The 23937-nt window shown below is 61.8% G+C and carries 25 protein-coding genes and 1 pseudogene; 17 read left to right on the plus strand and 9 right to left on the minus strand.

Features of this window, described 5'->3' with window-relative positions:
* Positions 1–68: 68 nt before the first annotated feature.
* Both JN756_RS31215 and JN756_RS31220 read right to left on the minus strand, forming a co-directional pair.
* The gene (locus JN756_RS31215) at positions 69–1211 is read right to left on the minus strand and encodes an MFS transporter (RefSeq protein WP_057004015.1); all 1143 of its coding nucleotides are present in this window, start codon (positions 1209–1211) and stop codon (positions 69–71) included.
* Positions 1212–1372: 161 nt separating this feature from the next.
* Positions 1373–2866, minus strand: coding sequence for an aldehyde dehydrogenase (locus tag JN756_RS31220; protein ID WP_046381649.1), 1494 nt, complete (start codon positions 2864–2866; stop codon positions 1373–1375).
* A gap of 230 nt (positions 2867–3096) precedes the next feature.
* On the opposite strand from JN756_RS31220, the gene JN756_RS31225 reads away from it, so the two are divergent.
* Positions 3097–3459: a cupin domain-containing protein gene (locus JN756_RS31225; protein ID WP_046381648.1), complete on the plus strand. Its 363-nt coding sequence runs from the start codon at positions 3097–3099 to the stop codon at positions 3457–3459.
* A 71-nt stretch (positions 3460–3530) separates the two neighbouring features.
* Here the strand turns inward: JN756_RS31225 and rpmG are convergent, their stop codons facing one another.
* Together rpmG and rpmB are read right to left on the minus strand one after the other, a co-directional pair.
* The gene (gene rpmG / locus JN756_RS31230) at positions 3531–3686 is read right to left on the minus strand and encodes a 50S ribosomal protein L33 (protein ID WP_003176906.1); all 156 of its coding nucleotides are present in this window, start codon (positions 3684–3686) and stop codon (positions 3531–3533) included.
* An 11-nt stretch (positions 3687–3697) separates the two neighbouring features.
* Positions 3698–3931 carry a 50S ribosomal protein L28 gene (rpmB, locus tag JN756_RS31235; RefSeq protein WP_003176907.1) on the minus strand — a complete coding sequence of 78 codons (234 nt, stop codon included), beginning with the start codon at positions 3929–3931 and terminating at the stop codon, positions 3698–3700.
* Between the two features lie 458 nt (positions 3932–4389).
* Here rpmB and JN756_RS31240 point away from each other — a divergent pair, with 458 nt between their 5' ends.
* Complete coding sequence (locus tag JN756_RS31240) at positions 4390–5982, plus strand: ABC transporter substrate-binding protein (RefSeq protein ID WP_201021649.1); 1593 nt, start codon at positions 4390–4392, stop codon at positions 5980–5982.
* A gap of 59 nt (positions 5983–6041) precedes the next feature.
* Here the strand turns inward: JN756_RS31240 and radC are convergent, their stop codons facing one another.
* Entirely contained in the window at positions 6042–6716 is a 675-nt protein-coding gene (gene radC / locus JN756_RS31245) for a RadC family protein (RefSeq protein WP_017846051.1), read from the minus strand.
* Positions 6717–6845: 129 nt separating this feature from the next.
* Here radC and coaBC point away from each other — a divergent pair, with 129 nt between their 5' ends.
* The 4 genes and pseudogenes from coaBC (at position 6846) to argB (ending at position 11110) form a co-directional block, all read left to right on the plus strand.
* Positions 6846–8054, plus strand: a complete 1209-nt coding sequence (gene coaBC / locus JN756_RS31250) for a bifunctional phosphopantothenoylcysteine decarboxylase/phosphopantothenate--cysteine ligase CoaBC (protein WP_017846052.1) — start codon at positions 6846–6848, stop codon at positions 8052–8054.
* A 5-nt stretch (positions 8055–8059) separates the two neighbouring features.
* On the plus strand, positions 8060–8515 hold the full coding sequence (gene dut, locus JN756_RS31255; RefSeq protein WP_046381646.1) for a dUTP diphosphatase: 456 nt from the start codon (positions 8060–8062) through the stop codon (positions 8513–8515).
* A 242-nt stretch (positions 8516–8757) separates the two neighbouring features.
* Positions 8758–10182, plus strand: a pseudogene (locus JN756_RS31260) (phosphomannomutase/phosphoglucomutase); the annotation flags it as partial.
* A 22-nt stretch (positions 10183–10204) separates the two neighbouring features.
* Positions 10205–11110, plus strand: a complete 906-nt coding sequence (argB, locus tag JN756_RS31265; protein ID WP_017846055.1) for an acetylglutamate kinase — start codon at positions 10205–10207, stop codon at positions 11108–11110.
* Between the two features lie 148 nt (positions 11111–11258).
* Here the strand turns inward: argB and pyrE are convergent, their stop codons facing one another.
* Entirely contained in the window at positions 11259–11906 is a 648-nt protein-coding gene (gene pyrE / locus JN756_RS31270; RefSeq protein ID WP_017846056.1) for an orotate phosphoribosyltransferase, read from the minus strand.
* A gap of 82 nt (positions 11907–11988) precedes the next feature.
* On the opposite strand from pyrE, the gene crc reads away from it, so the two are divergent.
* A complete protein-coding gene (gene crc / locus JN756_RS31275; protein ID WP_003195493.1) occupies positions 11989–12768 on the plus strand; it encodes a catabolite repression control protein Crc in 780 nt (259 codons plus the stop codon).
* A 60-nt stretch (positions 12769–12828) separates the two neighbouring features.
* Here the strand turns inward: crc and JN756_RS31280 are convergent, their stop codons facing one another.
* A complete protein-coding gene (locus tag JN756_RS31280) occupies positions 12829–13197 on the minus strand; it encodes a DUF4870 domain-containing protein (protein WP_017846057.1) in 369 nt (122 codons plus the stop codon).
* Between the two features lie 22 nt (positions 13198–13219).
* Positions 13220–13942 (minus strand): ribonuclease PH, encoded by a 723-nt coding sequence (gene rph / locus JN756_RS31285; RefSeq protein ID WP_003195497.1) that lies wholly within the window; start codon positions 13940–13942, stop codon positions 13220–13222.
* Between the two features lie 229 nt (positions 13943–14171).
* Here rph and JN756_RS31290 point away from each other — a divergent pair, with 229 nt between their 5' ends.
* From JN756_RS31290 to JN756_RS31315, 6 genes are all read left to right on the plus strand, one after another.
* Positions 14172–15035 carry a YicC/YloC family endoribonuclease gene (locus tag JN756_RS31290; RefSeq protein ID WP_017846058.1) on the plus strand — a complete coding sequence of 288 codons (864 nt, stop codon included), beginning with the start codon at positions 14172–14174 and terminating at the stop codon, positions 15033–15035.
* Positions 15036–15045: 10 nt separating this feature from the next.
* Positions 15046–15666, plus strand: a complete 621-nt coding sequence (gmk, locus tag JN756_RS31295) for a guanylate kinase (RefSeq protein ID WP_017846059.1) — start codon at positions 15046–15048, stop codon at positions 15664–15666.
* A 167-nt stretch (positions 15667–15833) separates the two neighbouring features.
* A complete protein-coding gene (gene rpoZ, locus JN756_RS31300; protein ID WP_003176920.1) occupies positions 15834–16097 on the plus strand; it encodes a DNA-directed RNA polymerase subunit omega in 264 nt (87 codons plus the stop codon).
* Positions 16098–16157: 60 nt separating this feature from the next.
* Positions 16158–18263, plus strand: a complete 2106-nt coding sequence (gene spoT, locus JN756_RS31305; RefSeq protein ID WP_017846060.1) for a bifunctional GTP diphosphokinase/guanosine-3',5'-bis pyrophosphate 3'-pyrophosphohydrolase — start codon at positions 16158–16160, stop codon at positions 18261–18263.
* A 24-nt stretch (positions 18264–18287) separates the two neighbouring features.
* Complete coding sequence (gene ridA, locus JN756_RS31310) at positions 18288–18668, plus strand: deaminase RidA (RefSeq protein WP_003176922.1); 381 nt, start codon at positions 18288–18290, stop codon at positions 18666–18668.
* Positions 18669–18724: 56 nt separating this feature from the next.
* The gene (locus JN756_RS31315) at positions 18725–19468 is read left to right on the plus strand and encodes a hypothetical protein (RefSeq protein WP_017846061.1); all 744 of its coding nucleotides are present in this window, start codon (positions 18725–18727) and stop codon (positions 19466–19468) included.
* 128 nt (positions 19469–19596) lie between these two features.
* On the opposite strand, the gene JN756_RS31320 is transcribed toward JN756_RS31315, so the two are convergent.
* Complete coding sequence (locus tag JN756_RS31320; protein WP_046381644.1) at positions 19597–20448, minus strand: SDR family oxidoreductase; 852 nt, start codon at positions 20446–20448, stop codon at positions 19597–19599.
* 189 nt (positions 20449–20637) lie between these two features.
* Between JN756_RS31320 and exbB the strand changes: the two genes are divergently transcribed.
* From exbB to JN756_RS31340, 4 genes are all read left to right on the plus strand, one after another.
* Complete coding sequence (gene exbB, locus JN756_RS31325) at positions 20638–21609, plus strand: tonB-system energizer ExbB (RefSeq protein ID WP_046381643.1); 972 nt, start codon at positions 20638–20640, stop codon at positions 21607–21609.
* A gap of 6 nt (positions 21610–21615) precedes the next feature.
* Complete coding sequence (gene exbD / locus JN756_RS31330) at positions 21616–22041, plus strand: TonB system transport protein ExbD (RefSeq protein WP_017846064.1); 426 nt, start codon at positions 21616–21618, stop codon at positions 22039–22041.
* On the plus strand, positions 22038–22787 hold the full coding sequence (locus JN756_RS31335) for a TonB family protein (protein WP_017846065.1): 750 nt from the start codon (positions 22038–22040) through the stop codon (positions 22785–22787). The genes exbD and JN756_RS31335 overlap by 4 nt, the downstream gene beginning before the upstream one ends.
* 229 nt (positions 22788–23016) lie before the next feature.
* Complete coding sequence (locus tag JN756_RS31340; RefSeq protein ID WP_046381642.1) at positions 23017–23937, plus strand: hydrogen peroxide-inducible genes activator; 921 nt, start codon at positions 23017–23019, stop codon at positions 23935–23937.

Raw genomic sequence — 23937 nt, forward strand, 5'->3', positions numbered from 1 at the left:
AAGAACGCAAGAACACCACACTTAACCAGACCGTACCCGTCATCGCTAACGCCTTCATCCCCTCGCGCCTAAGCGGGCTGCGCGGCGCCAAACGCCCCCTGGCGCAACAACAGCACCACCAACCCCAGCGCCCCGGCCGCCATCAGCCACGGCAATGCATGCCCGCTGATCCACTGGCTGCCCGCACCGGCCACCAGCGGCCCGATCAGGCAACCGATGCCCCAGAGCTGCGCCACGTGGGCATTGGCGCGCACCAGCGCATCGTCGCGGTAACGCTCGCCGATCAGGATCAACGACAAGGTGAACAAACCACCCGCACTCGCGCCGAACAGCACCCACACCGGCCAGATCAGCAGCGTGTGCATCAACAACGGGACTGCCAGGCTCGCCCCCAGCAACAGCAGCGCGCAGCTCAAGAACAGCGTGCGCCGCGGCAGGTAGTCGGCCAGTGCGCCGATGGGCAGCTGCAGCAACGCATCGCCCACCACCACCGTGCTGACCATCGCCAGGGCGATCTCGGCCGTGAAGCCTTGCTGCAGGCAATACACCGGCAGCAGCGTCAGGATCATCGCCTCGAACGCCGCGAATAACGCCACCGCCCAGGCAATCGCCGGCAGGCTCCGACAGAAGCGCCACAGCTCGGCAAACGTCACGCTGAAGGACTCGGCGGTCGGCGCCCCGGAACGCCCCAGCAACAGCAACGGCGCCAGCGTCAACAGGCCCACGCCCACCCAGAACCCATAGTCATGATCGGTGCCCAGCACGCCCAACAGCAGCGGCCCCGACAGCTGGCTTAGCGCATAGGTGCAGCCATACAGCGCCACCAGCCGGCCGCGCCATTGCTCCACCACCAACTGGTTGATCCAGCTTTCGCCAAGAATGAACACGATGGTCAGGATCACCCCGATCATCAGCCGCAGCACCAGCCACACCGGGTAGCTCGGCAGGATCGCCAACAGGCCGATGGACACCGCCCCCGCCCACAGGCACAGGCGCATCAGATGCGCAGTGCCCAGCCAGGACGCCAGCCGACTGGAAACCTTCGCCCCCAACAGCACGCCGAAGGCCGGCATCGCAGCCATCACTCCAATGGCGAAGCTGCCGTAGCCCCAGCCTTCCAGACGCAGGGACACCAGCGGCATGCTGACGCCCAACGCCAGACCAACGCTGAGCACCGAGGCCAGCACGGCGAAATAAGTCGCCCAACGCATTTCCACGCTCCTGTGGATAGTTTTTTCAGGGCTGTAAACGAACGGTAGGAGCGCGCTTGCTCGCGAAGAACGCCAACGATAACGCGTGCTGTCTGGTTGAACGCGGTGTCTTTGAGTTCTTCGCGAGCAAGCTCGCTCCTACAGGGGACCTGCGGTGTTGCTTAGAGCTTGATCCAGGTCGCCTTCAGCTCGGTGTACTTGTCGAACGCATGCAGCGACTTGTCGCGACCGTTGCCCGACTGCTTGAAGCCACCAAACGGCGCGGTCATGTCACCGCCGTCGTACTGGTTGACCCACACGCTACCGGCGCGCAGTGCCTTGGCGGTGAGGTGCGCCTTGGAGATATCCGCCGTCCACACCGCCGCGGCCAGGCCGTATTGGGTGTCGTTGGCGATGGCGACGGCTTCTTCGGCGCTGTCAAAAGTGAGCACCGAGAGGACCGGGCCGAAGATTTCTTCGCGGGCGATCTTCATCGCGTTGGTCACTCCGTCGAAAATCGTCGGCTCGACGTAAGTGCCACCGGTCTCTTCCAGCGTGCGCTTGCCGCCCGCCACCAGTTTGGCACCGTCGGCATGACCGGCTTCGATGTAGGACAGCACGGTGTTCATCTGTTGAGTGTCTACCAGCGCGCCGACGTTCGTGGCCGGGTCCAGCGGGTTGCCTGGCTTCCAGCCCTTCAGCGCGGCGATCACCAGCGGTAGGAATTTATCCTTGATGGAGCGCTCCACCAGCAGACGCGAACCGGCGGTGCAGACTTCGCCCTGGTTGAAGGCAATCGCGCCGGCGGCGGATTCGGCGGCGGCTTGCAGGTCCGGGGCATCGGCGAACACGATGTTCGGGCTCTTGCCGCCCGCTTCCAGCCATACACGTTTCATGTTCGATTCGCCGGAGCGGATCAACAGCTGTTTGGCGATTTTGGTGGAGCCAGTGAACACCAGGGTGTCGACATCCATGTGCAGCGCGAGCGCGTTACCCACGGTGTGGCCGTAGCCCGGCAGCACGTTGAACACGCCTTTTGGAATACCGGCCTCAACGGCCAGGGCCGCGATGCGGATGGCGGTCAGCGGGGATTTTTCGGACGGTTTGAGGATCACGGAGTTACCGGTCGACAGCGCCGGCCCGAGTTTCCAGCAAGCCATCATCAGCGGGAAATTCCACGGCACGATGGCGGCAACCACACCGACCGGCTCACGGGTCACCAGACCCAGCTGATCGTGAGGGGTGGAAGCGACTTCATCGTAAATCTTGTCGATGGCCTCGCCGCTCCAGCTCAGGGCATTCGCCGCGCCGGGTACGTCGATATTCAGGGCGTCGCTGATCGGCTTGCCCATGTCCAGGGTTTCCAGCAGCGCCAGCTCTTCGGCATTGGCCTTGAGCAACGCGGCGAAACGGATCATGGTGGCCTTGCGCTTGGCCGGCGCCAGGCGCGACCAGACACCGGAATTGAACGTGGCGCGGGCATTTTCCACGGCGCGCTGGGCGTCGGCGACGTCACAGCTGGCAACGCTGGTCAGCAGGCGGCCATCGACGGGGCTGATGCATTCGAACGTGTCGCCGGAAACGGCGGCGGTGTACTCGCCATTGATATAGGCGCGGCCTTCGATCTTCAGATCCTTGGCGCGTTGCTCCCAGTCGGCACGGGTCAGGGTGGTCATGCGAGTGTCCTCCTCTTATTGAATACAAGGGCCAGGCGATGTGCCCCGGCAGCCTCAAAGAATGCTTGCCCCGCCAGCCAGTTGTTCGGCTCAAGGCAACTGCCACCCTAAACCAGCGGCTGGGGATGTATCAATATATTTGACATAACGCCGGTAAACGCCCTTGCGATGTTCATTTTAATAAACATAGACTTTGGGCTCTCCAACCGCAGGCCAGACGGGACACGCACATGAGCATCCAGGACATCGTCGACTTCAGCCAAGCCAACACCGCCCCCGATCGCTACCTCCCTGCCCCGGAAAAAATCCTCAAGGGCAATCCCGAGCAAACGATCTACAACCACTACAATAGCCCGTGCGGCCAGATGAGCGCCGGCGTCTGGGAAGGCGACGTCGGGCAGTGGAAGGTCAACTACACCGAACATGAGTACTGCGAGATTGTGCAGGGGGTTTCCGTACTGCGCGATGCCGAGGGCAACGCCAAGACCTTGCGCGCCGGCGACCGCTTCGTGATCCCGGCCGGCTTCAGCGGCACCTGGGAAGTGCTCGAGCCCTGCCGCAAGATCTATGTGGTGTTCGAACAGAAGGCCTGATCAGCAAATCCTGCGCAAAAAAAAGCCCGAATCGTGAGAAACGGGCTTTTTTTCACAAGGAAGAAAATCAATTACTTGATTTTGCCTTCTTTGTAGATCACGTGCTTGCGAACGCGCGGGTCGAACATTTTCTTTTCGAGCTTGTCCGGGGTAGTACGCTTGTTCTTGTCGGTAGTGTAGAAGTGACCAGTACCGGCGCTAGAGATCATTCGAATCAATTCACGCATGATAGAGCTCCTTAGATCTTGCCAGCGGCGCGGATTTCGGCCAGCACGACAGTGATGCCACGCTTGTCGATAATGCGCATGCCTTTGGCAGATACGCGCAGACGCACAAAACGTTTCTCTTCTTCAACCCAGAAGCGGTGATGCTGCAGGTTCGGCAGGAAACGACGACGGGTTTTGTTATTTGCGTGGGAAATGTTATTCCCAGTCACCGGACCCTTACCGGTAACTTGACAGACTCTCGACATGCCTCAGCCCTCTAAAACCACATGCCCAACCCGGCATGGGTTGGCCGCTTAATCTCTCAGTCATTTGGCGCCAGGCGCCGCGTTTCTTTAGGGTCTTACCGGCTACACCTACAAGCGAAGGAACCGGGCCCCTAGAAAAGAGCGCTGCTTTATACCAGAAAGACCCAAGTGCAACAACAGCCCGTGTGTTTTTACCGGCGTAAATCTCGGCGACAGATGGCCGAACCGTTGCCAGGAGGGGCCGCTGCAATAGCCGACCGCTCGTCGCACAGAATGATTTACAACGCCCGCAAGTACCAAAAAGTACAAGGCGAAACGCGCTGAGGCGCCATCAAAACAGCATTTGAGCCAAAAGCACAGGCAAAAATGGACTAGTCATTTATCAATCAGACCACTACGGTAGGACTTTTCCAGACTGCACTCGCAGATGGGCCTTCGATCTGCACAGGAAACCGAACATGCGCCTCGCTGCCCTACCGCTTTTGCTAGCCCCTCTGTTTATCGCGTCGCAGGCCCTGGCGGCCACCAATCTGAGCGTGTGTACCGAAGCCAGCCCCGAAGGGTTCGACGTAGTGCAGTACAACTCGCTGACCACCACCAACGCCTCGGCCGACGTGCTGATGAACAGCCTGGTGAACTATGACGCAGCCAGCGGCAAGCTGGTGCCAAGCCTGGCGGACAGCTGGGAAGTGTCGCCGGACGGCCTGACCTACACCTTCCAGTTGCACCCCAACGTAAAATTCCACCGCACCGACTATTTCACCCCGAGCCGCACCCTGACCGCCGAGGATGTCCGCTTCAGCTTCGAGCGCATGCTCGATCCGGCCAACCCATGGCACAAGATCGCCCAGAGCGGCTTCCCCCATGCCCAGTCGCTGCAATTGCCCGCACTGATCAAGAAGATCGATGCCCTTGACCCGCTGACCGTGCGCTTCACCCTCGACCACCCCGACTCGACCTTCCTCGCCGCGTTGAGCATGGGTTTTGCCTCGATCTACCCGGCCGAGTACGCCGACAAGCTGCTCAAGGCCGGCACCCCGGAGAAGCTCAACAGCCAGCCCATCGGCACCGGCCCGTTCATTTTCACGCGATTCCAGAAAGACGCCGTGGTGCGCTACAAAGCCAACCCGGATTATTTCGCCGGCAAACCGGCTGTGGATAACTTGATCTTCGCCATCACCCCGGATGCGAACGTGCGCCTGCAGAAACTGCACCGCGACGAATGCCAGATCGCACTGTCGCCCAAACCCCTGGATGTGGGCGAAGCCGAGAAAGATCCCGCACTCAAAATAGAAAAAACCGCAGCATTCATGACTGCATTCGTCGCGATCAACAGCCAGCACCCACCGCTGGACAAGCCCGAAGTGCGCCAGGCGATCAACCTGGCCTTCGACAAGGACAGCTACCTCAAAGCCGTGTTCGAAGGCACCGCCGAAGCCGCCAACGGCCCCTACCCGCCCAACACCTGGAGCTATGCCAAGGAGTTGCCGGGTTATCCACAGGACATCGCCAAGGCCAAGCTGCTGCTGGAGCGCGCCGGGCTCAAGGACGGCTTCAAGACCACGATCTGGACACGCCCCACCGGCAGCCTGCTGAACCCCAACCCCAACCTCGGCGCGCAACTGCTGCAGGCGGACCTGGCCGAGGTCGGCATCCAGGCCGAGATCCGCGTGATCGAATGGGGCGAGCTGATCCGCCGCGCCAAGGCCGGCGAACACGACCTGCTGTTCATGGGCTGGGCCGGCGACAACGGCGACCCGGATAACTTCCTGACTCCGCAGTTCTCCTGCGCGGCAGTGAAATCCGGCACCAACTTCGCCCGCTATTGCGACCCGACCCTGGACAAGCTCATCAGCGCCGGCAAGACCACCAGCGAGCAAGGGGTGCGCAGCAAGCTGTATCAACAGGCCCAGGCGCAGATCCAACAGCAGGCCCTGTGGCTGCCGCTGGCGCACCCGATGGCGTTCGCCCTGATCCGCAAGAATGTCGAGGGGTACCAGGTGAGCCCGTTTGGGCGGCAGGACTTTTCGAAAGTCAGCGTCAAGCCCTGAGCTGCAAGCTGCAAGCCCCCTTGAGGCTTGCAGCTGCAACCTTGCAACTGCTGCCCCTCCTACATCCACCCGTATTCCGCCATCGACAATGGATCACCATCGCCCACGATGATGTGATCCAGCACCCGCACATCCACCACTTCCAAGGCTTTTTGCAGAATCTTGGTCAATTTCCGATCAGCCGCACTCGGTTCCACACTCCCCGAAGGATGGTTGTGGCACAGGATCAACGCCGCCGCGTTATACGCCAGGGCGCGCTTGACCACTTGCCGCGGGTAAACCACGGTGGCGTCGATGGTGCCCTGGAACAACGCCTCGAACCCCAGCACCCGATGCTTTGAATCGAGAAACAGGCAGCCGAAAATCTCGTGAGGCTCATGGCGCAACAGCGCCTTGAGGTAGTCACGCACAGCGACCGGGCTTTCCAGCACCGAGTCACTGCGCAGTTGTTCGGCCAAGTGGCGCCGGGACATTTCCAGCACCGCCTGCAGTTGGGCAAACTTCGCCGGCCCCAGCCCCAACTGCTGGCTGAACAGCACCTGGCTGGCCTCCAGCAGCGGGCGCAGGCCACCGAACTGCGCCAACAGATGCCGCGCCAGGTCCACCGCGCTCCGCCCGGCCACACCGGTGCGCAGGAAGATAGCCAACAGTTCGGCGTCGGACAGCGTTGCGGCCCCCCATTCCAAAAGCTTCTCCCGCGGCCGCTCGGCCACCGGCCAATCACGAATACTCATCCCGCCTCCCTGTGCATGTGCGCCGCTGTTGCCTGGCGGACGCTGTGTTATCGTAGGCCCTCTTTTTTGCATGCGATTTCACCTGGGGAGGGGGCATCGCAGGCGTCACTGAACTGGAAAGGCAAACCAATGCAGCGTCTGTATCGGAAACGCATCGTTCTCGGCGTCGGCGGCGGCATTGCCGCCTACAAGAGCGCAGAGCTGGTTCGCAGGCTTCTCGACCAGGGCGCCGAAGTGCGCGTGGTCATGACCCGCGGCGGCAGTGAGTTCATCACCCCGCTGACCATGCAGGCCTTGTCCGGCCACCCGGTTCACCTGGACCTGCTGGACCCGGCCGCCGAAGCCGCCATGGGCCATATCGAACTGGCCAAATGGGCCGACCTGGTGCTGATCGCCCCGGCCACCGCCGACCTGATCGCCCGCCTGGCGCAAGGCATCGCCGATGACTTGCTGACCACGCTGGTCCTGGCCACCGACGCCACTGTCGCCATCGCCCCGGCCATGAACCAGGCCATGTGGCGCGACCCGGCCACCCAAGCCAATACGCAGCTCCTGCAAAGCCGTGGCCTCAAGGTGTTCGGCCCGGCCTCCGGCAGCCAGGCCTGCGGCGACGTCGGCATGGGCCGCATGCTCGAAGCCACCGACCTGGCACTGTGCGCCGCCGAGTGCTTCCAGCACCTGGCCCTGACTGGCAAGCACGTGTTGATCACCGCCGGCCCGACCCAGGAAAACATCGACCCGGTGCGCTACATCACCAACCATAGCTCAGGAAAAATGGGCTTTGCCCTGGCTGAAGCGGCGGTCGAGGCAGGCGCGCGCGTGACCCTCATCACCGGCCCGGTGCATTTGCCGACGCCCGATCGTGTCACCCGGATCGACGTGGTCAGCGCCCGGGACATGTTGGCGGCCTGTGAGGCGGCCATTCCCTGCGACCTGTTTATCGCCTCGGCAGCGGTTGCGGATTACCGCCCGGAAGTCGTCGCCCCGCAAAAGCTCAAGAAAGACCCTACCAGCGGCGACGGCCTGCTCCTGCAAATGGTGCGTAACCCGGACATCCTGGCCACCATCGCCAGCCGCCCGGACCGTCCGTTCAGCGTCGGTTTCGCCGCCGAGACCGAGCACCTGCTGGACTACGCCGCACGTAAATTGAAAGACAAAAACCTCGACCTGATCGTTGCCAATGATGTCGCCAACCCAAGCATCGGCTTCAACAGTGAGGAAAACGCCTGCAGCGTGATCGATCGCGACCTGCACGCCACCCTTTTCGCCCAGACCAGCAAGGGCAAGATTGCCCGCCAACTGATCTCTTTTATCGCCCAACGGCTGAACCAGGTTTAATTTACATGCACGCTTTGCAAGCCAAGATCCTCGACCCCCGCATCGGCACCGACTTCCCCCTGCCGGCCTATGCCACACCGGGCTCCGCCGGCCTGGACCTGCGCGCCATGCTCAAGGAAGACACCGTCCTCGAGCCGGGCCAGACCCTGCTGATTCCGACCGGCCTGTCGATTTATGTCGGCGACCCGGGCCTGGCGGCGCTGATTCTGCCGCGCTCGGGCCTCGGCCATAAGCACGGCATCGTGCTGGGCAACCTGGTCGGCCTGATCGACTCGGACTACCAGGGCGAGCTGATGGTGTCGTGCTGGAACCGCGGCCAGACCTCCTTCAACATCGTCGTCGGCGAGCGCATCGCGCAGCTGGTGCTGGTGCCGGTGGTGCAGGCGCACTTCGAACTGGTACAGGAATTCGACGCAACCCAACGCGGCGCAGGCGGTTTTGGGCATTCCGGCAGTCACTGACCACACCAAACCGGGGCGGACGCTACCGTCCGGCCCGGTTAGATGCCACCGCATGGCCTTTCAGGATGAAGAATGCGCGGACCTGACGAGCGACATTTTCCAAGTAAAATCAATGCATTACGCAAACATAAGCGCGGAGCGGATGCTCCGATGGCCTTTTTGCACCACGAACTCTGCACCGAAAACGCCGTCATACCCTTCAGTTTAAGCCTGCCGGTCAGCCACATTAAGGCCAGCCTTGTCTCTTTCAGATGGAGTTTCCCCCCGCGATGAGTACCGCCGCCCGAGTAGCCCCGACCTTCCCCGACAGCATCTTCCGCGCCTATGACATCCGTGGCGTGGTGCCCAAGACCCTGACCGCCGAAACCGCCTACTGGATTGGCCGCGCCATCGGCGCCCAAAGCCTGGCCCAGGACGAACCGAACGTTTCGGTCGGCCGTGACGGTCGCCTGTCCGGTCCCGAGCTGGTGGAGCAATTGATCCAGGGCCTGGCCGACAGCGGTTGCCATGTCAGCGACGTCGGCCTGGTGCCGACCCCGGCGCTGTACTACGCCGCCAACGTGCTGGCCGGCAAATCCGGGGTGATGCTCACCGGCAGCCACAACCCGTCGGACTACAACGGCTTCAAGATCGTCATCGCCGGCGACACCCTGGCCAACGAACAGATCCAGGCCCTGCACACACGCCTGAAAACCAACGACCTGACCAGCGGCAAAGGCAGCATCACCAAGGTCGACATTCTTCAGCGCTACTCCGACGAAATCACCGGCGACGTCAAACTCGCGCGCCGCCTGAAAGTGGTGGTGGACTGCGGCAACGGTGCGGCCGGCGTGATCGCCCCGCAACTGCTCGAAGCCCTGAACTGCGAAGTGGTGCCGTTGTTCTGCGACGTCGACGGCAACTTCCCCAACCACCATCCAGACCCGGGCAAGCCTGAAAACCTGGTGGACCTGATCGCCAAGGTCAAGGAAACCGGGGCCGACGTCGGCCTGGCCTTTGACGGCGACGGTGACCGCGTGGGCGTGGTGACCAACACCGGCGAAAACGTGTTCGCCGACCGCCTGCTGATGCTGTTCGCCCGTGATGTGGTGGCGCGCAACCCGAATGCCGAAATCATCTTCGACGTAAAATGCACCCGTCGCCTGACGCCGCTGATCAAGGAATATGGCGGTCGCCCGCTGATGTGGAAGACCGGTCACTCGTTGATCAAAAAGAAAATGAAGGAAACCGGCGCGCTGCTGGCCGGCGAAATGAGCGGCCACGTGTTCTTCAAGGAGCGTTGGTTCGGGTTTGACGACGGCATTTACAGCGCCGCTCGTCTGCTGGAGATCCTCAGCAAGGAAAAATCCACGGCGCAGGAGCTGTTTCAGACCTTCCCGAATGATATTTCTACGCCAGAGATCAATATCCATGTGACCGAAGAGAGCAAATTCAGCATCATTGACGCATTGCACGATGCGCAATGGGGCGAAGGCGCCAACCTGACCTCCATTGATGGTGTGCGAGTCGATTACGCCAAAGGCTGGGGCCTGGTTCGCGCGTCCAACACCACACCGGTGCTGGTGCTGCGTTTCGAGGCGGATACCGAGGCTGAGTTGCAGCGCATCAAAGACGTGTTCCACGTCCAGTTGAAACGTGTTGCCCCCGATCTCCAATTACCGTTCTGATTTTTTTGCACCGGAGCCCTGAATGACCCTCGAACGCGAAGCCGCTGCCAACACCGCCAAGGTCCTGTCCGAAGCGTTGCCCTACATTCGACGCTACGTCGGCAAGACGCTGGTGATCAAATACGGCGGCAATGCCATGGAAAGCGACGAGCTGAAAACCGGCTTTGCCCGCGATATCGTGTTGATGAAAGCCGTGGGGATCAACCCGGTGGTGGTCCACGGCGGCGGCCCGCAGATCGGCGACCTGCTCAAGCGCCTGTCGATCGAAAGCCACTTCATCGATGGCATGCGAGTCACTGACGCGCAGACCATGGACGTGGTGGAGATGGTCCTCGGCGGCCAGGTGAACAAAGACATCGTCAACCTGATCAACCGCCACGGCGGCAGCGCGATTGGCCTGACCGGCAAGGACGCGGAGCTGATCCGCGCGAAAAAACTGACCGTAACCCGTCAGACGCCGGAAATGACCCAGCCGGAAATCATCGACATCGGCCAGGTGGGCGAAGTGATCGGTATCAACACCGACTTGCTGAACCTGCTGGTCAAAGGTGATTTCATCCCGGTCATTGCGCCGATCGGCGTGGGCGCCAACGGCGAGTCCTACAACATCAACGCCGACCTGGTTGCAGGCAAAGTGGCCGAAGCGCTGAAGGCTGAAAAGCTGATGCTGCTGACCAACATCGCCGGCCTGATGGACAAGCAAGGCAAGGTGCTGACCGGCCTGACCACCCAACAAGTGGACGAGCTGATCGCCGACGGCACCATCTACGGCGGCATGCTGCCGAAGATCCGTTGTGCGCTGGAAGCGGTACAGGGCGGCGTCGGCAGCTCGCTGATCCTTGATGGCCGCGTGCCGAATGCGATCCTGCTGGAAATCTTCACCGACACCGGTGTGGGTACGCTGATCAGCAACCGCAAGCGTCCTTAAACACAAAAAGCCCCACCCCCTGTAGGAGCGAGCTTGCTCGCGAAAAACGTAAAGACGCCGCGTTCATCCAGAATAAACGCGTCATCGTTGGCGTTCTTCGCGAGCAAGCTCGCTCCTACAGGGGGTGGGGCTTTTTGTTGTGCGGCGTTTACTGGACGCCGAATTGCTCGCGGTACGCCCGTACTGCCGGCAAGTGCTGCTTGAGCTGCGGATCATCTTCCAGGAACTGCAACACCTGGTTCAACGACACGATGCTCACCACCGGGATGCCGAAATCGCGCTCCACTTCCTGGATCGCCGACAACTCACCATTGCCACGCTCCTGGCGGTTCAAGGCGATCAGCACGCCTGCGGCCTTGGCACCCTCCTGGGAGGCGATGATCTGCATCACTTCACGGATGGCGGTGCCGGCGGTGATCACGTCGTCGATGATCAGCACGTTGCCGGTGAGCGGAGCGCCCACCAGGCTGCCGCCTTCGCCATGGGCCTTGGCTTCCTTGCGGTTGAAGCACCACGGCAGATCGCGCCCATGGTGTTCGGCCAACGCCACGGCCGTCGCGGCGGCCAGGGGGATGCCCTTGTAGGCCGGACCGAACAGAACGTCGAAGGAAATACCGCTTTCAACGATGGCAGCCGCGTAGAAACGCCCCAGCTGAGCCAGGGCCGAACCCGAGTTGAACAAGCCGGCATTGAAGAAATACGGGCTGGTGCGCCCGGACTTGAGGGTGAACTCACCGAAGCGCAAAACCCCGCGATCGATGGCAAAACGAATGAAATCGCGTTGATACGCCTGCATGAAAAAAGCCTCAGATACCACGGATTTAGCTAATTAGGTAGACGGCGTGTATCATACACGCACGCGATTTTTGGGGCCATTTATGCGGATCATCAGTGTGAACGTTAATGGTATTCAGGCTGCAGTCGAGCGTGGTTTGCTCAGTTGGCTGCAAGCCCAGAATGCCGACGTCATCTGCCTGCAGGACACCCGCGCCTCCGCCTTTGAACTGGACGATCCAGCCTTCCAACTGGATGGCTACTTCCTTTATGCCTGCGATGCCGAAGTGCCCACCCAAGGTGGCGTGGCTTTGTACTCGCGGTTGCAACCCAAGGCGGTCATCAGCGGCCTCGGCTTCGAGACAGCCGACCGCTACGGGCGCTACCTGCAAGCCGATTTCGACAAGGTCAGCATCGCGACCTTGCTGCTTCCTTCGGGGCAGAACGGCGATGAAGACTTGAACCAGAAGTTCAAGCTAATGGACGACTTCGCCCGTTATCTGGATAAACAGCGACGCAAACGTCGCGAGTACATTTATTGTGGCTCGCTGTACGTGGCGCAACAGAAGCTGGATATCAAGAACTGGCGCGACAGCCAGCAATCCCCGGGTTTCCTGGCGCCGGAACGGGCCTGGATGGACGAGATTGTCGGCAACATGGGCTATGTCGATGCCCTGCGCGAAGTCAGCCGCGAAGGCGACCAGTACAGCTGGTGGCCAGACAACGAACAGGCTGAGATGCTCAACCTGGGCTGGCGTTTCGACTACCAGCTGCTGACCCCGGGCCTGCGTCGCTTTGTGCGCAGCGCACGACTGCCACGCCAGCCGCGCTTCTCACAGCACGCGCCGCTGATCGTGGACTATGACTGGACACTGACCATCTGAGGTCTTTGCCCAGGCACAAAAAAAACCGACATCGCTGTCGGTTTTTTTGTGCGCGCCTGGTTACTTGATCAGCCGCCAGGTCCATGGGTAGCGGTAGGCCGTGCCGTTGTTGGCCTTGATCCCGCCAATGATCGTCAGCACCAGCGCCGCGACCACCAGGATCAACATCAACAGGAAGCCGATCACCACGAACCCCAGCACCATGCAGACCAGCCAGGCAATGGCCACGGTGATCTGGAAATTCAGGGCTTCCTTGCCCTGGTCATCGATCAGCGGGTCCATGTCCTTCTTGATCTGCCACAGGATCAGCGGCCCCAACAGGCTGCCGAAAGGGAACACCAGGCCCAGAAACGCCGCGAAGTGACACAACATCGCCCATTGGCGGACTTCCTTGGACGGTGCCGGAACCGGCAATTGACTGTCACTCATGGCGTTTCTCCTTGAAGCCGGTTCAGTCGGCCAGCGCGGCGTTCTGCAGCTCGAAAATCTCGGTCATGCCTTTCTGCGCCAGCGCCAGCATGGCATTCAGCTCAGCCGGCTGGAATGGCGCACCTTCGGCGGTGCCCTGCACTTCGATGAAACCACCGGTGCTGGTCATCACCACGTTCAGGTCGGTCTCGGCGGCCGAGTCTTCCAGGTAATCCAGGTCCAGCACTGGCTCGCCCTGGTACATGCCCACCGACACAGCGGCGATCATCTGCTTGAGCGGGTCGCCGGCTTTCAGGCCGCCACGCTTCTTGATCACTTTCAACGCGTCGACCAGCGCAACCATGGCACCGGTGATGGAGGCAGTGCGCGTGCCGCCGTCGGCCTGGATCACGTCGCAGTCGACGTACAGGGTCACGTCGCCCAGCTTGGACATGTCCAGGGCGGCACGCAGCGAACGGCCGATCAGGCGCTGGATTTCCAGGGTACGGCCGCCTTGCTTGCCACGGCTGGCTTCACGCTGGTTACGCTCGCCGGTGGCGCGCGGCAGCATGCCGTATTCGGCGGTCAACCAACCCTGGCCCTGGCCCTTGAGGAAACGCGGCACGCCGTTTTCGACGCTGACGGTGCAGATCACCTTGGTATCGCCAAACTCGACCAGTACAGATCCCTCGGCGTGTTTGGTGTAGTTGCGGGTGATGCGGATCGAGCGGAGCTGATCGGCAGCGCGACCACTTGGACGTTTCATAGGGGATACCTGTACGGAGGACGAAAAACTGCCGAGCATTATAGAGCCGCGAGCCGATTCGGGGCACGTCTAAAAAATTCGGTTACGAATCGTCGACTGGCGGTGCTTTGTCAGTGCCAGGGTTTGGGGCCAATCGCCCCACTGCGCTACACTCCTGCGCCTTCGCAGCCTGTCGGCTTCAATTTACCCATCAGCCCGCCATCGCGGGACTGCAACGCGAGGTACCTCCATGGTGCACAGCATGACCGCCTTCGCCCGCGTCGAAAAAGCCGGCGCGCAAGGCACCCTGAGCTGGGAACTGCGCTCGGTCAACAGCCGCTACCTGGAGCCGCACCTGCGCCTGCCGGAATCGTTCCGCGACCTCGAAGGCGCGGTACGTGAAGCACTGCGCCAGGGCATTTCCCGCGGCAAGCTGGAATGCACCCTGCGCTTTACCGAGGAAACCACCGGCAAACCGCTGCAGGTCGACCGCGAGCGCGCCGCGCAACTGGTCGCCGCCGCCGAAACCATCGCCGGCCTGATCAAGCAGCCGGCCGCGCTGAACCCGCTGGAAGTGCTGGCCTGGCCCGGCGTGCTGGTGGCCGACGCCAGCGACCCGCAAGCCCTCAACGCCGAAGCCCTCGCCTTGTTCACCCAGGGTTTGAAGGAACTCAAGGCCGGCCGCGAGCGCGAAGGCGCCGAGCTGGCCCGCCTGATCAGCGAGCGCCTGAGCGCGATCGAAGCCGACGTGGTCACCTTGCGCGAGCTGGTGCCGCAGATGCTCGCGACCCAGCGCCAGAAGGTCCTCGACCGCTTCGCCGACATGAAGGCCGACCTCGATCCGGTACGCCTGGAGCAGGAAATGGTCCTGTTGGCGCAGAAGAGCGACGTCGCCGAAGAGCTCGATCGCCTGAGCACCCACATCCTTGAAGTACGCCGCGTGCTCAAGTCCGGCGGCGCCGCCGGTCGGCGCCTGGATTTCCTGATGCAGGAACTCAACCGCGAAGCCAATACACTGGGCTCCAAGGCGTTCGATCCGCGCAGCACCACGGCGGCGGTCAACCTCAAAGTGTTGATCGAGCAAATGCGCGAACAAGTACAGAATATTGAGTAAGGCAACTTCCATGACCCACAGCACCGGCACCCTTTACATCATTTCCGCCCCCTCGGGCGCGGGCAAGAGCAGCCTGGTCAAGGCCCTGACCGACGCTGACGAACAGATCCGCATCTCGGTGTCCCACACCACCCGCGCCATGCGCCCGGGCGAGGTGAACGGCGTTCACTATCACTTCGTCGAGCGCACCGAGTTCGTCAAGATGATCGAGCACGGCGCCTTCCTTGAGCGCGCCGAAGTGTTCGGCAACCTCTACGGCACCTCGCAAAGCCACCTGCAACAGACCCTGGACGAAGGCCACGACCTGATCCTGGAAATCGACTGGCAGGGCGCCGAGCAAGTGCGCCAGCTGATGCCCAAGGCGCGGTCGATCTTCATCCTGCCGCCGTCCCTGGAAGCCTTGCACCAGCGCCTGACCAACCGCGGCCAGGACAGCGACGCGATCATCGAAGGCCGCATGCGTGAAGCCGTCAGCGAAATGAGCCACTACGTCGACTACGATTACCTGATCATCAATGACGATTTTGCCCACGCCCTGGACGATTTGAAGGCGATTTTCCGCGCCAATCAGCTCCAGCAAAAACGCCAACAACAGCGTTTCGGCAAGTTATTGGCCGAACTGCTCGGTTGATCAGCTCTTCCCAAAACCGCTGCGAGGGCCTTACATTGGCACTTGCAGCGGTTTTGCGAGAGCCTGGGAAAAATCAGCGCTTCCCTAAACGCTGGTGATTTTTTAAACTGTTTAGTCCGCTCGCCCAACCGGGCAGCGCGCATCTTGCATTCGCTCCGAGGAATACCATGGCCCGCGTAACCGTTGAAGACTGCCTAGAACACGTGGATAACCGCTTTGAGCTGGTCATGCTCTCTACCAAGCGTGCCCGTCAACTGGCCACTGGCGGCAAAGAGCCCCTGGTCCAGTGGGAAAACGACAAGCCTACCGTTGTCGCTCTGCGCGAAATCGCTGAAGGCCTGATGAGCTACGAGTTCATCGCCAACGCCGAGATCGTTGAAGACGAACCGCTGTTTGCAGCGTTCGAGGACGAGTCCAACGAGGCCGTCTAAGCCTATGCCTGGTCGACGTAGCACGGCGCGGTGTCAACGCACGCGGCAGGAGTCCATCCTTTGCCGAGCATAGACGCCCTCGCCGATCGCTTATCGACCTACCTCGGCCCAGACCAGGTCAACCTGGTCCGCCGAGCGTATTTCTACGCCGAACAAGCCCACGATGGCCAACGCCGCCGCAGCGGCGAGGCGTATGTCACCCATCCTCTTGCGGTGGCCAATATTCTCGCCGACATGCACATGGACCATCAGAGCCTGATGGCCGCGATGCTGCATGACGTGATCGAAGACACCGGCATCGCCAAGGAAGCGCTCAGCGCGCAATTTGGCGAAACCGTGGCCGAACTGGTCGATGGGGTCAGCAAACTGACCCAGATGAACTTCGAGACCAAGGCCGAAGCCCAGGCGGAAAACTTCCAGAAGATGGCGATGGCCATGGCCCGGGATATCCGTGTGATCCTGGTCAAGCTGGCCGACCGGCTGCACAACATGCGGACACTGGAAGTGCTGTCCGGCGAAAAACGCCGGCGCATCGCCAAGGAAACCCTGGAAATCTACGCGCCCATCGCCAACCGGCTGGGCATGCACGCCATTCGTATCGAATTCGAAGACCTCGGCTTCAAGGCCATGCACCCGATGCGTTCGGCGCGCATCTACCAGGCAGTCAAGCGCGCCCGGGGCAACCGCAAGGAAATCGTCAACAAGATCGAAGAGTCGCTGAGCCATTGCCTGGCGATCGACGAGATCGAGGGCGAGGTCAGCGGGCGGCAGAAGCACATCTACGGCATCTACAAGAAGATGCGCGGCAAGCGCCGGGCCTTCAACGAGATCATGGACGTGTATGCGTTCCGGATCATCGTCGACAAGGTCGACACCTGCTACCGCGTATTGGGCGCTGTACATAATTTGTACAAACCCCTGCCGGGCCGCTTCAAGGACTACATCGCCATTCCCAAGGCCAACGGCTATCAGTCGCTGCATACCACGCTGTTCGGTATGCATGGGGTGCCGATCGAGATCCAGATCCGCACCCGGGAAATGGAAGAGATGGCCAACAACGGCATCGCCGCCCATTGGCTGTACAAATCCAGCGGCGACGAGCAGCCCAAAGGCACCCACGCCCGCGCGCGCCAGTGGGTCAAAGGCGTGCTGGAAATGCAGCAACGTGCGGGCAACTCCCTGGAATTCATCGAGAGCGTGAAGATCGACCTGTTCCCGGACGAGGTCTACGTGTTCACGCCCAAGGGCCGGATCATGGAGCTGCCCAAAGGCTCCACGGCCGTCGACTTTGCCTACGCCGTACACACCGATGTCGGCAACAGCTGCATCGCTTGCCGCATCAACCGGCGCCTGGCCCCGCTGTCGGAACCGCTGCAAAGCGGCTCCACCGTGGAGATCGTCAGCGCACCGGGCGCCCGGCCGAACCCGGCGTGGCTCAACTTCGTGGTCACCGGCAAGGCGCGCACCCATATTCGCCACGCCCTGAAACTGCAGCGCCGCTCCGAGTCCATCAGCCTGGGCGAACGTTTGCTGAACAAGGTGCTCAACGGCTTCGACAGCGCCCTCGAGAAAATCCCCGGCGAGCGCGTGCAAGCGATGCTCAGCGAGTATCGCCAGGAAACCATCGAAGACCTGCTGGAAGACATCGGCCTGGGCAACCGCATGGCCTATGTGGTCGCCCGTCGCCTGCTCGGCGAAGGCGAGCAATTGCCAAGCCCGGAAGGTCCGCTGGCGATTCGCGGCACCGAGGGCCTGGTGCTCAGCTACGCCAAGTGCTGCACGCCGATCCCGGGCGACCCGATTGTCGGGCACCTGTCGGCGGGCAAAGGCATGGTGGTCCACCTGGACAACTGCCGCAATATCAGCGAAATCCGCCACAACCCGGAAAAATGCATCCAGCTCTCGTGGGCCAAGGATGTCACCGGCGAATTCAACGTCGAGCTGCGGGTCGAGCTGGAGCACCAGCGCGGCCTGATCGCCCTGCTGGCCAGCAGCGTCAACGCGGCCGACGGCAATATCGAGAAAATCAGCATGGACGAGCGCGATGGTCGCATCAGCGTGGTCCAACTGGTGGTCAGCGTACACGACCGCGTACACCTGGCCCGCGTGATCAAGAAACTGCGCGCCTTGACCGGTGTGATCCGCATCACCCGCATGCGTGCATAGCCCACCTCTTACAAGGAGTCATTCATGACCAAGACTGTTATCACCAGCGACAAAGCCCCAGCCGCCATCGGCACCTACTCACAGGCGATCAAGGCGGGCAACACCGTCTACATGTCCGGCCAGATCCCACTGGACCCAAAGACCATGGAACTGGTTGAAGGCTTCGAAGCACAAACCGTACAGGTCTTCGAAAACCTCAAGTCGGTCGCCGAAGCCGCTGGCGGTTCGTTCAAGGACATCGTCAAGCTGAACATCTTCCTCACCGACCTGAGCCACTTCGCCAAGGTCAACGAGATCATGGGCAAGTACTTCGAACAGCCTTACCCAGCCCGCGCCGCTATCGGCGTCGCTGCCCTGCCAAAGGGCGCACAGGTTGAGATGGACGCGATTCTGGTCATCGAGTAAAACACCCGGCGCAGCCTCCATAGGCTGCGCCGACTTCGTTTTAAAAGGATTTCATGATGCGCAAAGCGCTTGTAGCCTCTTCGTTGCTCGCCCTGTTGCTCGGCGGCTGTGCCAGCAACCCCGCCGACCTGGATGTGAGCGGCACCTGGATCAACCAGGTTGCCATCGACGCGGCAGCCAAGGGCGGCCCTTTGCGTGAAGCACTGCAGAGCTTTGGCCCGAACCTCGAGTGGGACGTCAACACCAAGGCCCTGCAGGCCCGCTACTACAACGGTTTTGAAGTAGCGGAAGGCAAGTTGCTCGGTGAGAAGCCCGGTGCCTGGAGCGTCGACTTCTACGGCAGCGCCGCCACCGATCTCAAGCGCAAAGGTCGGCAACTGCTGCAAGTGGCCAACGACAACGAGCCCGAACAGCTGTTTGCCCGCGCCAAGGAACCTGCACCGGAAGGCGCGCCATTGGGCGCCAACTTCGAGCGCGCGCTGTACGCCGCTTATATGGGCGGCGACTGGAAAATCGCCAACGGCAATGGCGAAGGCGCCACCGTGCAGTTCCAGGCCAACGGCCAAGTGGCCGGCCTGCCGGGCGCCGATCGATATTCGTTATGCCTGGCGGGTGATTGCGCCTCCATGAGCGGCGGCTACGACAGCATGTGGTTGCAACGCAACGGCGTGGGCAATGCGTGGATCTTTGCACGCAAGGGCAAGCAGCTGGAAATCTTCCAGGCGATCAATACCTCGCAGGCCGACGAAGTGCCCTCGTTTACACCGGGGCCACGCCAGTGGCTGCTTGAAAAACAATAACCGTCATCCCACAGACCTGAATGTGGGAGGGGCGCTGCGACGATTCGACTTGCTCCCGATCGCAGTGCATCAGCCACTACAACCGTGGCTGACAGAGCAAGCCCCCTCCCACCTTTTCTGACCGCGGCTCAGCCCTTCAGGATGGCCGCGTAGCCTTCGCGATAACTCGGATACGTCGGCACCCAGCCCAACGCCTTGGCCCGGGCATTGCTGCATTGCTTGCTCCCGGCGCGGCGCACACTGGCGTCATCGGACCATTGCGTCACACCCAGGTACTCACGCAACCAGGCCACCACCTCGGCCAACGGCGCCGGTGCGTCATCGACACCGATATAGATCCGATCCAGCGAACCGCCCTGCTCCACATGCCGCAACAAAAACGCCAGCAGGCCAGCCGCATCATCGACGTGGATCCGGTTGCCATATAAAGGCGGATCAATCGCCACGCGATAACCCTGGCGCACCTGCGTCAGCAGCCACTCGCGACCCGGCCCGTAAATCCCGGTCAAGCGCACGATGCTCGCCGCAATGCCGCTGTTCAGCGCGATTTGCTCGGCTTCCAGCATCACCTGCCCGGAATAGCCCTTTGCCTGGGTCTCGGACGTTTCGTCGACCCATTCGCCCTGCTGCTGCCCATACACACTGCTGCTGGACACAAACAGCAGATGCTTGGGCTCCTGGCCGTAATCCTTCAACCACTCCAACACATGCTGCAACCCTTGCACGTAAGCGGCGCGATAACCGGCTTCGTCGTGATCCGTCGCCGCCGCGCAATACACCAGGTAATCCACCCCGCCGATCGGCCAGGTGTCAGGGCAATCCTTATTGAACAGGTCACCGGCAATGCCGATCACGCCATCGGGCAGGCGCGAAATATCACGCCGCAGGCCATGAACCTCCCATTCCGAGGCGAGCAATTGGCTGGCCAGCCGACTCCCCACATCGCCACAACCGGCAATCACAACAGAAGGCGCAGACATCACAAAACTCCGTACTGAAAGGTCTAGATTAGCCGCCGCAGGAGACCAGCGGCCAGAAAAAGGACAAATAAAGTTACTGTATTACTTCTGTTAACAAGAATTACTTGCAATAATAACGACCCATTTGTCCTCGACCTCGCAGGGTCTGGAAGGACGATCACTCATTTTTTTCTCTCAGGTCCGGCCAGCATGACACGTAATACACACCCCGCTTCGCCAACCAAACTTCACAGTCCATCCCGCGCCTGGCGTGCGATTGCGGCGCTGCTGTTCAGCGTACTGCTGGCACCGACCGCCGCATTCGCTGATGCCACCGCGCCGGCGGCTCCTGCTGCCGCTGAACAAAATGCCACCGCCGCCCCTGCGGTGCCGGCCGCCACAGACCCAGCCCAGGCTGCAGCGCCGGCCACCGCCGACGAGCCCGGCGTAGTGCTGGAAGAAAACAACACCCTTGGCATGGCCCACGACCTGTCGCCATGGGGCATGTACCAAAACGCTGACGTGGTGGTAAAAGCCGTGATGATCGGCCTGGCCATCGCCTCGATCATCACCTGGACCATCTGGATCGCCAAAGGCTTCGAACTGCTGGGCGCCAAGCGCCGCCTGCGCAGCGAGATCGTCCACCTGAAAAAGGCCACCACCCTCAAGGAAGCCAGCGAAACGGCGACCAAGAAGGGCACCCTGGCCAATACGCTGGTACACGACGCGCTGGAAGAAATGCGCCTGTCGGCCAATACCCGCGAAAAAGAGGGCATCAAGGAGCGCGTGGCATTCCGTCTCGAGCGCCTGGTGGCAGCCTGCGGTCGTAACATGAGCAACGGCACCGGCGTGCTGGCGACCATCGGTTCCACCGCGCCGTTCGTCGGTCTGTTCGGCACCGTGTGGGGCATCATGAACAGCTTCATCGGCATCGCCAAAACCCAGACCACCAACCTTGCCGTCGTCGCTCCCGGCATCGCCGAAGCCTTGCTGGCAACCGCCCTGGGCCTGGTTGCCGCGATTCCCGCAGTGGTGATCTACAACGTCTTCGCCCGTTCGATTGCCGGCTACAAGGCCCAGGTATCGGACGCGTCGGCAGAAGTCCTGCTGCTGGTCAGCCGCGACCTCGATCACCTGCCTTCCGAGCGCAGCTCGCAACCGCACATGGTGAAAGTGGGGTAATCGGCCATGGGCCTGCATTTGAATCAAGGCGACGACGAACTCGTCGAGAACCACGAAATCAACGTCACGCCGTTTATCGACGTGATGCTGGTGCTGCTGATCATCTTCATGGTGGCGGCCCCCTTGGCCACCGTGGATATCAAGGTCGACCTGCCCGCCTCCAGCGCCAAACCCGCGCCGCGGCCGGAGAAACCGATTTTCCTCAGCGTCAAGGCGGACCAGCGCCTGTTCCTGGGCGAAGAAGAAGTCAAAGCCGAAACCCTGGGGCCGGCGCTCGACGCCAAGACCCAAGGCAAGAAAGACACGACGATCTTCTTCCAGGCCGACAAAGGCGTGGACTACGGCGACCTGATGAGCGTGATGGATGCCCTGCGGGCAGCCGGCTACCTCAAGGTCGGCCTGGTCGGACTTGAGACGGCAGCCAAAAAATGATCACGACGCGCCACAAACTGACGCGTTATGGCACCAGCCTCGCCGTCGTGCTGGGCGTGCATGCCATCGCGATTGCCATCGCGCTCCACTGGTCGGCGCCGCGCACGGTCCAGCTGCCACCGGCGGCCATGGTCATCGACCTGGCGCCGATGCCCGCACCGCCGCCGCCGGCACCGCCCAAGGTGGTCACGCCGCCGCAGCCGCCCGCCCCGGTGGAAGAGCTGCCGCTGCCGAAACTGGCCGAGGCGCCCAAGCCGACGATCCAGGTGCCCAAGCCGGTCAAGCCCAAGCCGAAACCCCAGCCGCCCAAGCCGGAGGAGAAAAAGCCCGAGCCGCCCAAGGAGAAACCTTCCGAGACGCCACCAAGCGACACGCCGCCGACCAATACACCGGCGGAAAAATCGGCCCAGCCCGCACCGGGCCCGTCGCCGCAACAGGTCGCCGCCAAAGCCTCCTGGGAAGGCGCCCTGCTGGCGCACTTGCAGAAGTACAAAAAGTACCCGCAAAGCGCGCAGAACAGTGGCAAGGAAGGCATGAATCGCTTGCGCTTCGTGGTCGATGCCGAAGGCAATGTGCTGTCCTACGAGTTGGTGGGCCGCTCCGGCAACGCCGACCTGGACCGCGCCACCCTGGACATGATCCGTCGCGCCCAGCCATTGCCCAAGCCACCGGCCGACATGGTGAAAAGCGGCAGCATCGAGATCGTCGCGCCGTTCGTTTACAACATCGAGAAGCGTCGCCGCTAAAGGCACGCGCAGGGCTATGTGAGAGGGGGCTTGCTCCCGATGACGGTACATCAGTCGACACGTCCTCGACTGACCCATCGCTATCGGGAGCAAGCCCCTTCCCACATCGGGTTTTATCGCTTCAGCAAAATCTCGCACATTCCCCGCTCAATCCTTATCAAAGTTCTGATAACGTGTGTCTATCGATTGCAGCCGGTATGCTTGGCTCGCAACCTCATGGACGCCCGCTATGACTCTTACAGAATTACGCTACATCGTGACCCTCGCCCAAGAACAACACTTCGGCCACGCGGCCGAGCGTTGCCACGTCAGCCAGCCGACGCTGTCGGTGGGCGTGAAAAAGCTTGAAGACGAACTCGGTGTGCTGATTTTCGAGCGCAGCAAAAGCGCCGTGCGCCTGACCCCGGTCGGTGAAGGCATCGTTGCCCAGGCCCAAAAGGTCCTGGAGCAAGCCCAAAGTATTCGCGAACTGGCCCAGGCCGGCAAAAATCAGCTGACCGCGCCGCTGAAAGTCGGCGCCATCTACACCGTCGGCCCGTACCTGTTCCCGCACCTGATTCCGCAACTGCACCGCGTCGCGCCGCAGATGCCGCTGTATATCGAAGAGAACTTCACCCACGTGCTGCGCGACAAACTGCGCAACGGCGAGTTGGACGCGATCATCATCGCCCTGCCGTTCAACGAGGCCGACGTGCTGACCCTGCCGCTCTACGACGAGCCGTTCTACGTGCTGATGCCGGCCTCGCACCCGTGGACGCAGAAAGACAGCATCGACGCCGGCCTGCTCAACGACAAGAGCCTGCTGCTGCTCGGTGAAGGCCATTGCTTCCGCGACCAGGTGCTGGAAGCCTGCCCGACCCTGACCAAGGGCCACGACGGCGCCAAACACACCACCGTGGAATCCAGCTCCCTGGAAACCATTCGCCACATGGTCGCCTCCGGCCTGGGCATTTCGATCCTGCCGCTGTCGGCGGTGGACAGCCATCACTACGCCCCGGGCGTGATCGCCGTGCGCCCGCTCACGCCGCCGGTGCCGTTCCGCACCGTGGCGATCGCCTGGCGCGCCAGCTTCCCGCGGCCCAAAGCCATTGAGATCCTGGCCGACTCGATCCGCCTGTGTTCGGTGGCCAAACCGCCTGCTGCGAGCTGA

This window comes from Pseudomonas sp. Y39-6, from assembly GCF_023651955.1.
Lineage (GTDB): Bacteria > Pseudomonadota > Gammaproteobacteria > Pseudomonadales > Pseudomonadaceae > Aquipseudomonas > Aquipseudomonas veronii.

Coding starts and splice junctions, on each gene's coding strand:
- exbD (WP_017846064.1), top strand. CDS start 21,616: ATGGGCCTGCATTTGAATCAAGGCGACGACGAACTCGTCGAGAACCAC.
- JN756_RS31215 (WP_057004015.1), bottom strand. CDS start 1,211: ATGCGTTGGGCGACTTATTTCGCCGTGCTGGCCTCGGTGCTCAGCGTT.
- dut (WP_046381646.1), top strand. CDS start 8,060: ATGCACGCTTTGCAAGCCAAGATCCTCGACCCCCGCATCGGCACCGAC.
- exbB (WP_046381643.1), top strand. CDS start 20,638: ATGACACGTAATACACACCCCGCTTCGCCAACCAAACTTCACAGTCCA.
- JN756_RS31220 (WP_046381649.1), bottom strand. CDS start 2,866: ATGACCACCCTGACCCGTGCCGACTGGGAGCAACGCGCCAAGGATCTG.
- radC (WP_017846051.1), bottom strand. CDS start 6,716: ATGAGTATTCGTGATTGGCCGGTGGCCGAGCGGCCGCGGGAGAAGCTT.
- JN756_RS31320 (WP_046381644.1), bottom strand. CDS start 20,448: ATGTCTGCGCCTTCTGTTGTGATTGCCGGTTGTGGCGATGTGGGGAGT.
- JN756_RS31225 (WP_046381648.1), top strand. CDS start 3,097: ATGAGCATCCAGGACATCGTCGACTTCAGCCAAGCCAACACCGCCCCC.
- ridA (WP_003176922.1), top strand. CDS start 18,288: ATGACCAAGACTGTTATCACCAGCGACAAAGCCCCAGCCGCCATCGGC.
- coaBC (WP_017846052.1), top strand. CDS start 6,846: ATGCAGCGTCTGTATCGGAAACGCATCGTTCTCGGCGTCGGCGGCGGC.
- JN756_RS31315 (WP_017846061.1), top strand. CDS start 18,725: ATGCGCAAAGCGCTTGTAGCCTCTTCGTTGCTCGCCCTGTTGCTCGGC.
- pyrE (WP_017846056.1), bottom strand. CDS start 11,906: ATGCAGGCGTATCAACGCGATTTCATTCGTTTTGCCATCGATCGCGGG.
- rpmG (WP_003176906.1), bottom strand. CDS start 3,686: ATGCGTGAATTGATTCGAATGATCTCTAGCGCCGGTACTGGTCACTTC.
- JN756_RS31340 (WP_046381642.1), top strand. CDS start 23,017: ATGACTCTTACAGAATTACGCTACATCGTGACCCTCGCCCAAGAACAA.
- JN756_RS31240 (WP_201021649.1), top strand. CDS start 4,390: ATGCGCCTCGCTGCCCTACCGCTTTTGCTAGCCCCTCTGTTTATCGCG.
- JN756_RS31290 (WP_017846058.1), top strand. CDS start 14,172: ATGGTGCACAGCATGACCGCCTTCGCCCGCGTCGAAAAAGCCGGCGCG.
- rph (WP_003195497.1), bottom strand. CDS start 13,942: ATGAAACGTCCAAGTGGTCGCGCTGCCGATCAGCTCCGCTCGATCCGC.
- rpoZ (WP_003176920.1), top strand. CDS start 15,834: ATGGCCCGCGTAACCGTTGAAGACTGCCTAGAACACGTGGATAACCGC.
- JN756_RS31335 (WP_017846065.1), top strand. CDS start 22,038: ATGATCACGACGCGCCACAAACTGACGCGTTATGGCACCAGCCTCGCC.
- rpmB (WP_003176907.1), bottom strand. CDS start 3,931: ATGTCGAGAGTCTGTCAAGTTACCGGTAAGGGTCCGGTGACTGGGAAT.
- gmk (WP_017846059.1), top strand. CDS start 15,046: ATGACCCACAGCACCGGCACCCTTTACATCATTTCCGCCCCCTCGGGC.
- argB (WP_017846055.1), top strand. CDS start 10,205: ATGACCCTCGAACGCGAAGCCGCTGCCAACACCGCCAAGGTCCTGTCC.
- JN756_RS31280 (WP_017846057.1), bottom strand. CDS start 13,197: ATGAGTGACAGTCAATTGCCGGTTCCGGCACCGTCCAAGGAAGTCCGC.
- crc (WP_003195493.1), top strand. CDS start 11,989: ATGCGGATCATCAGTGTGAACGTTAATGGTATTCAGGCTGCAGTCGAG.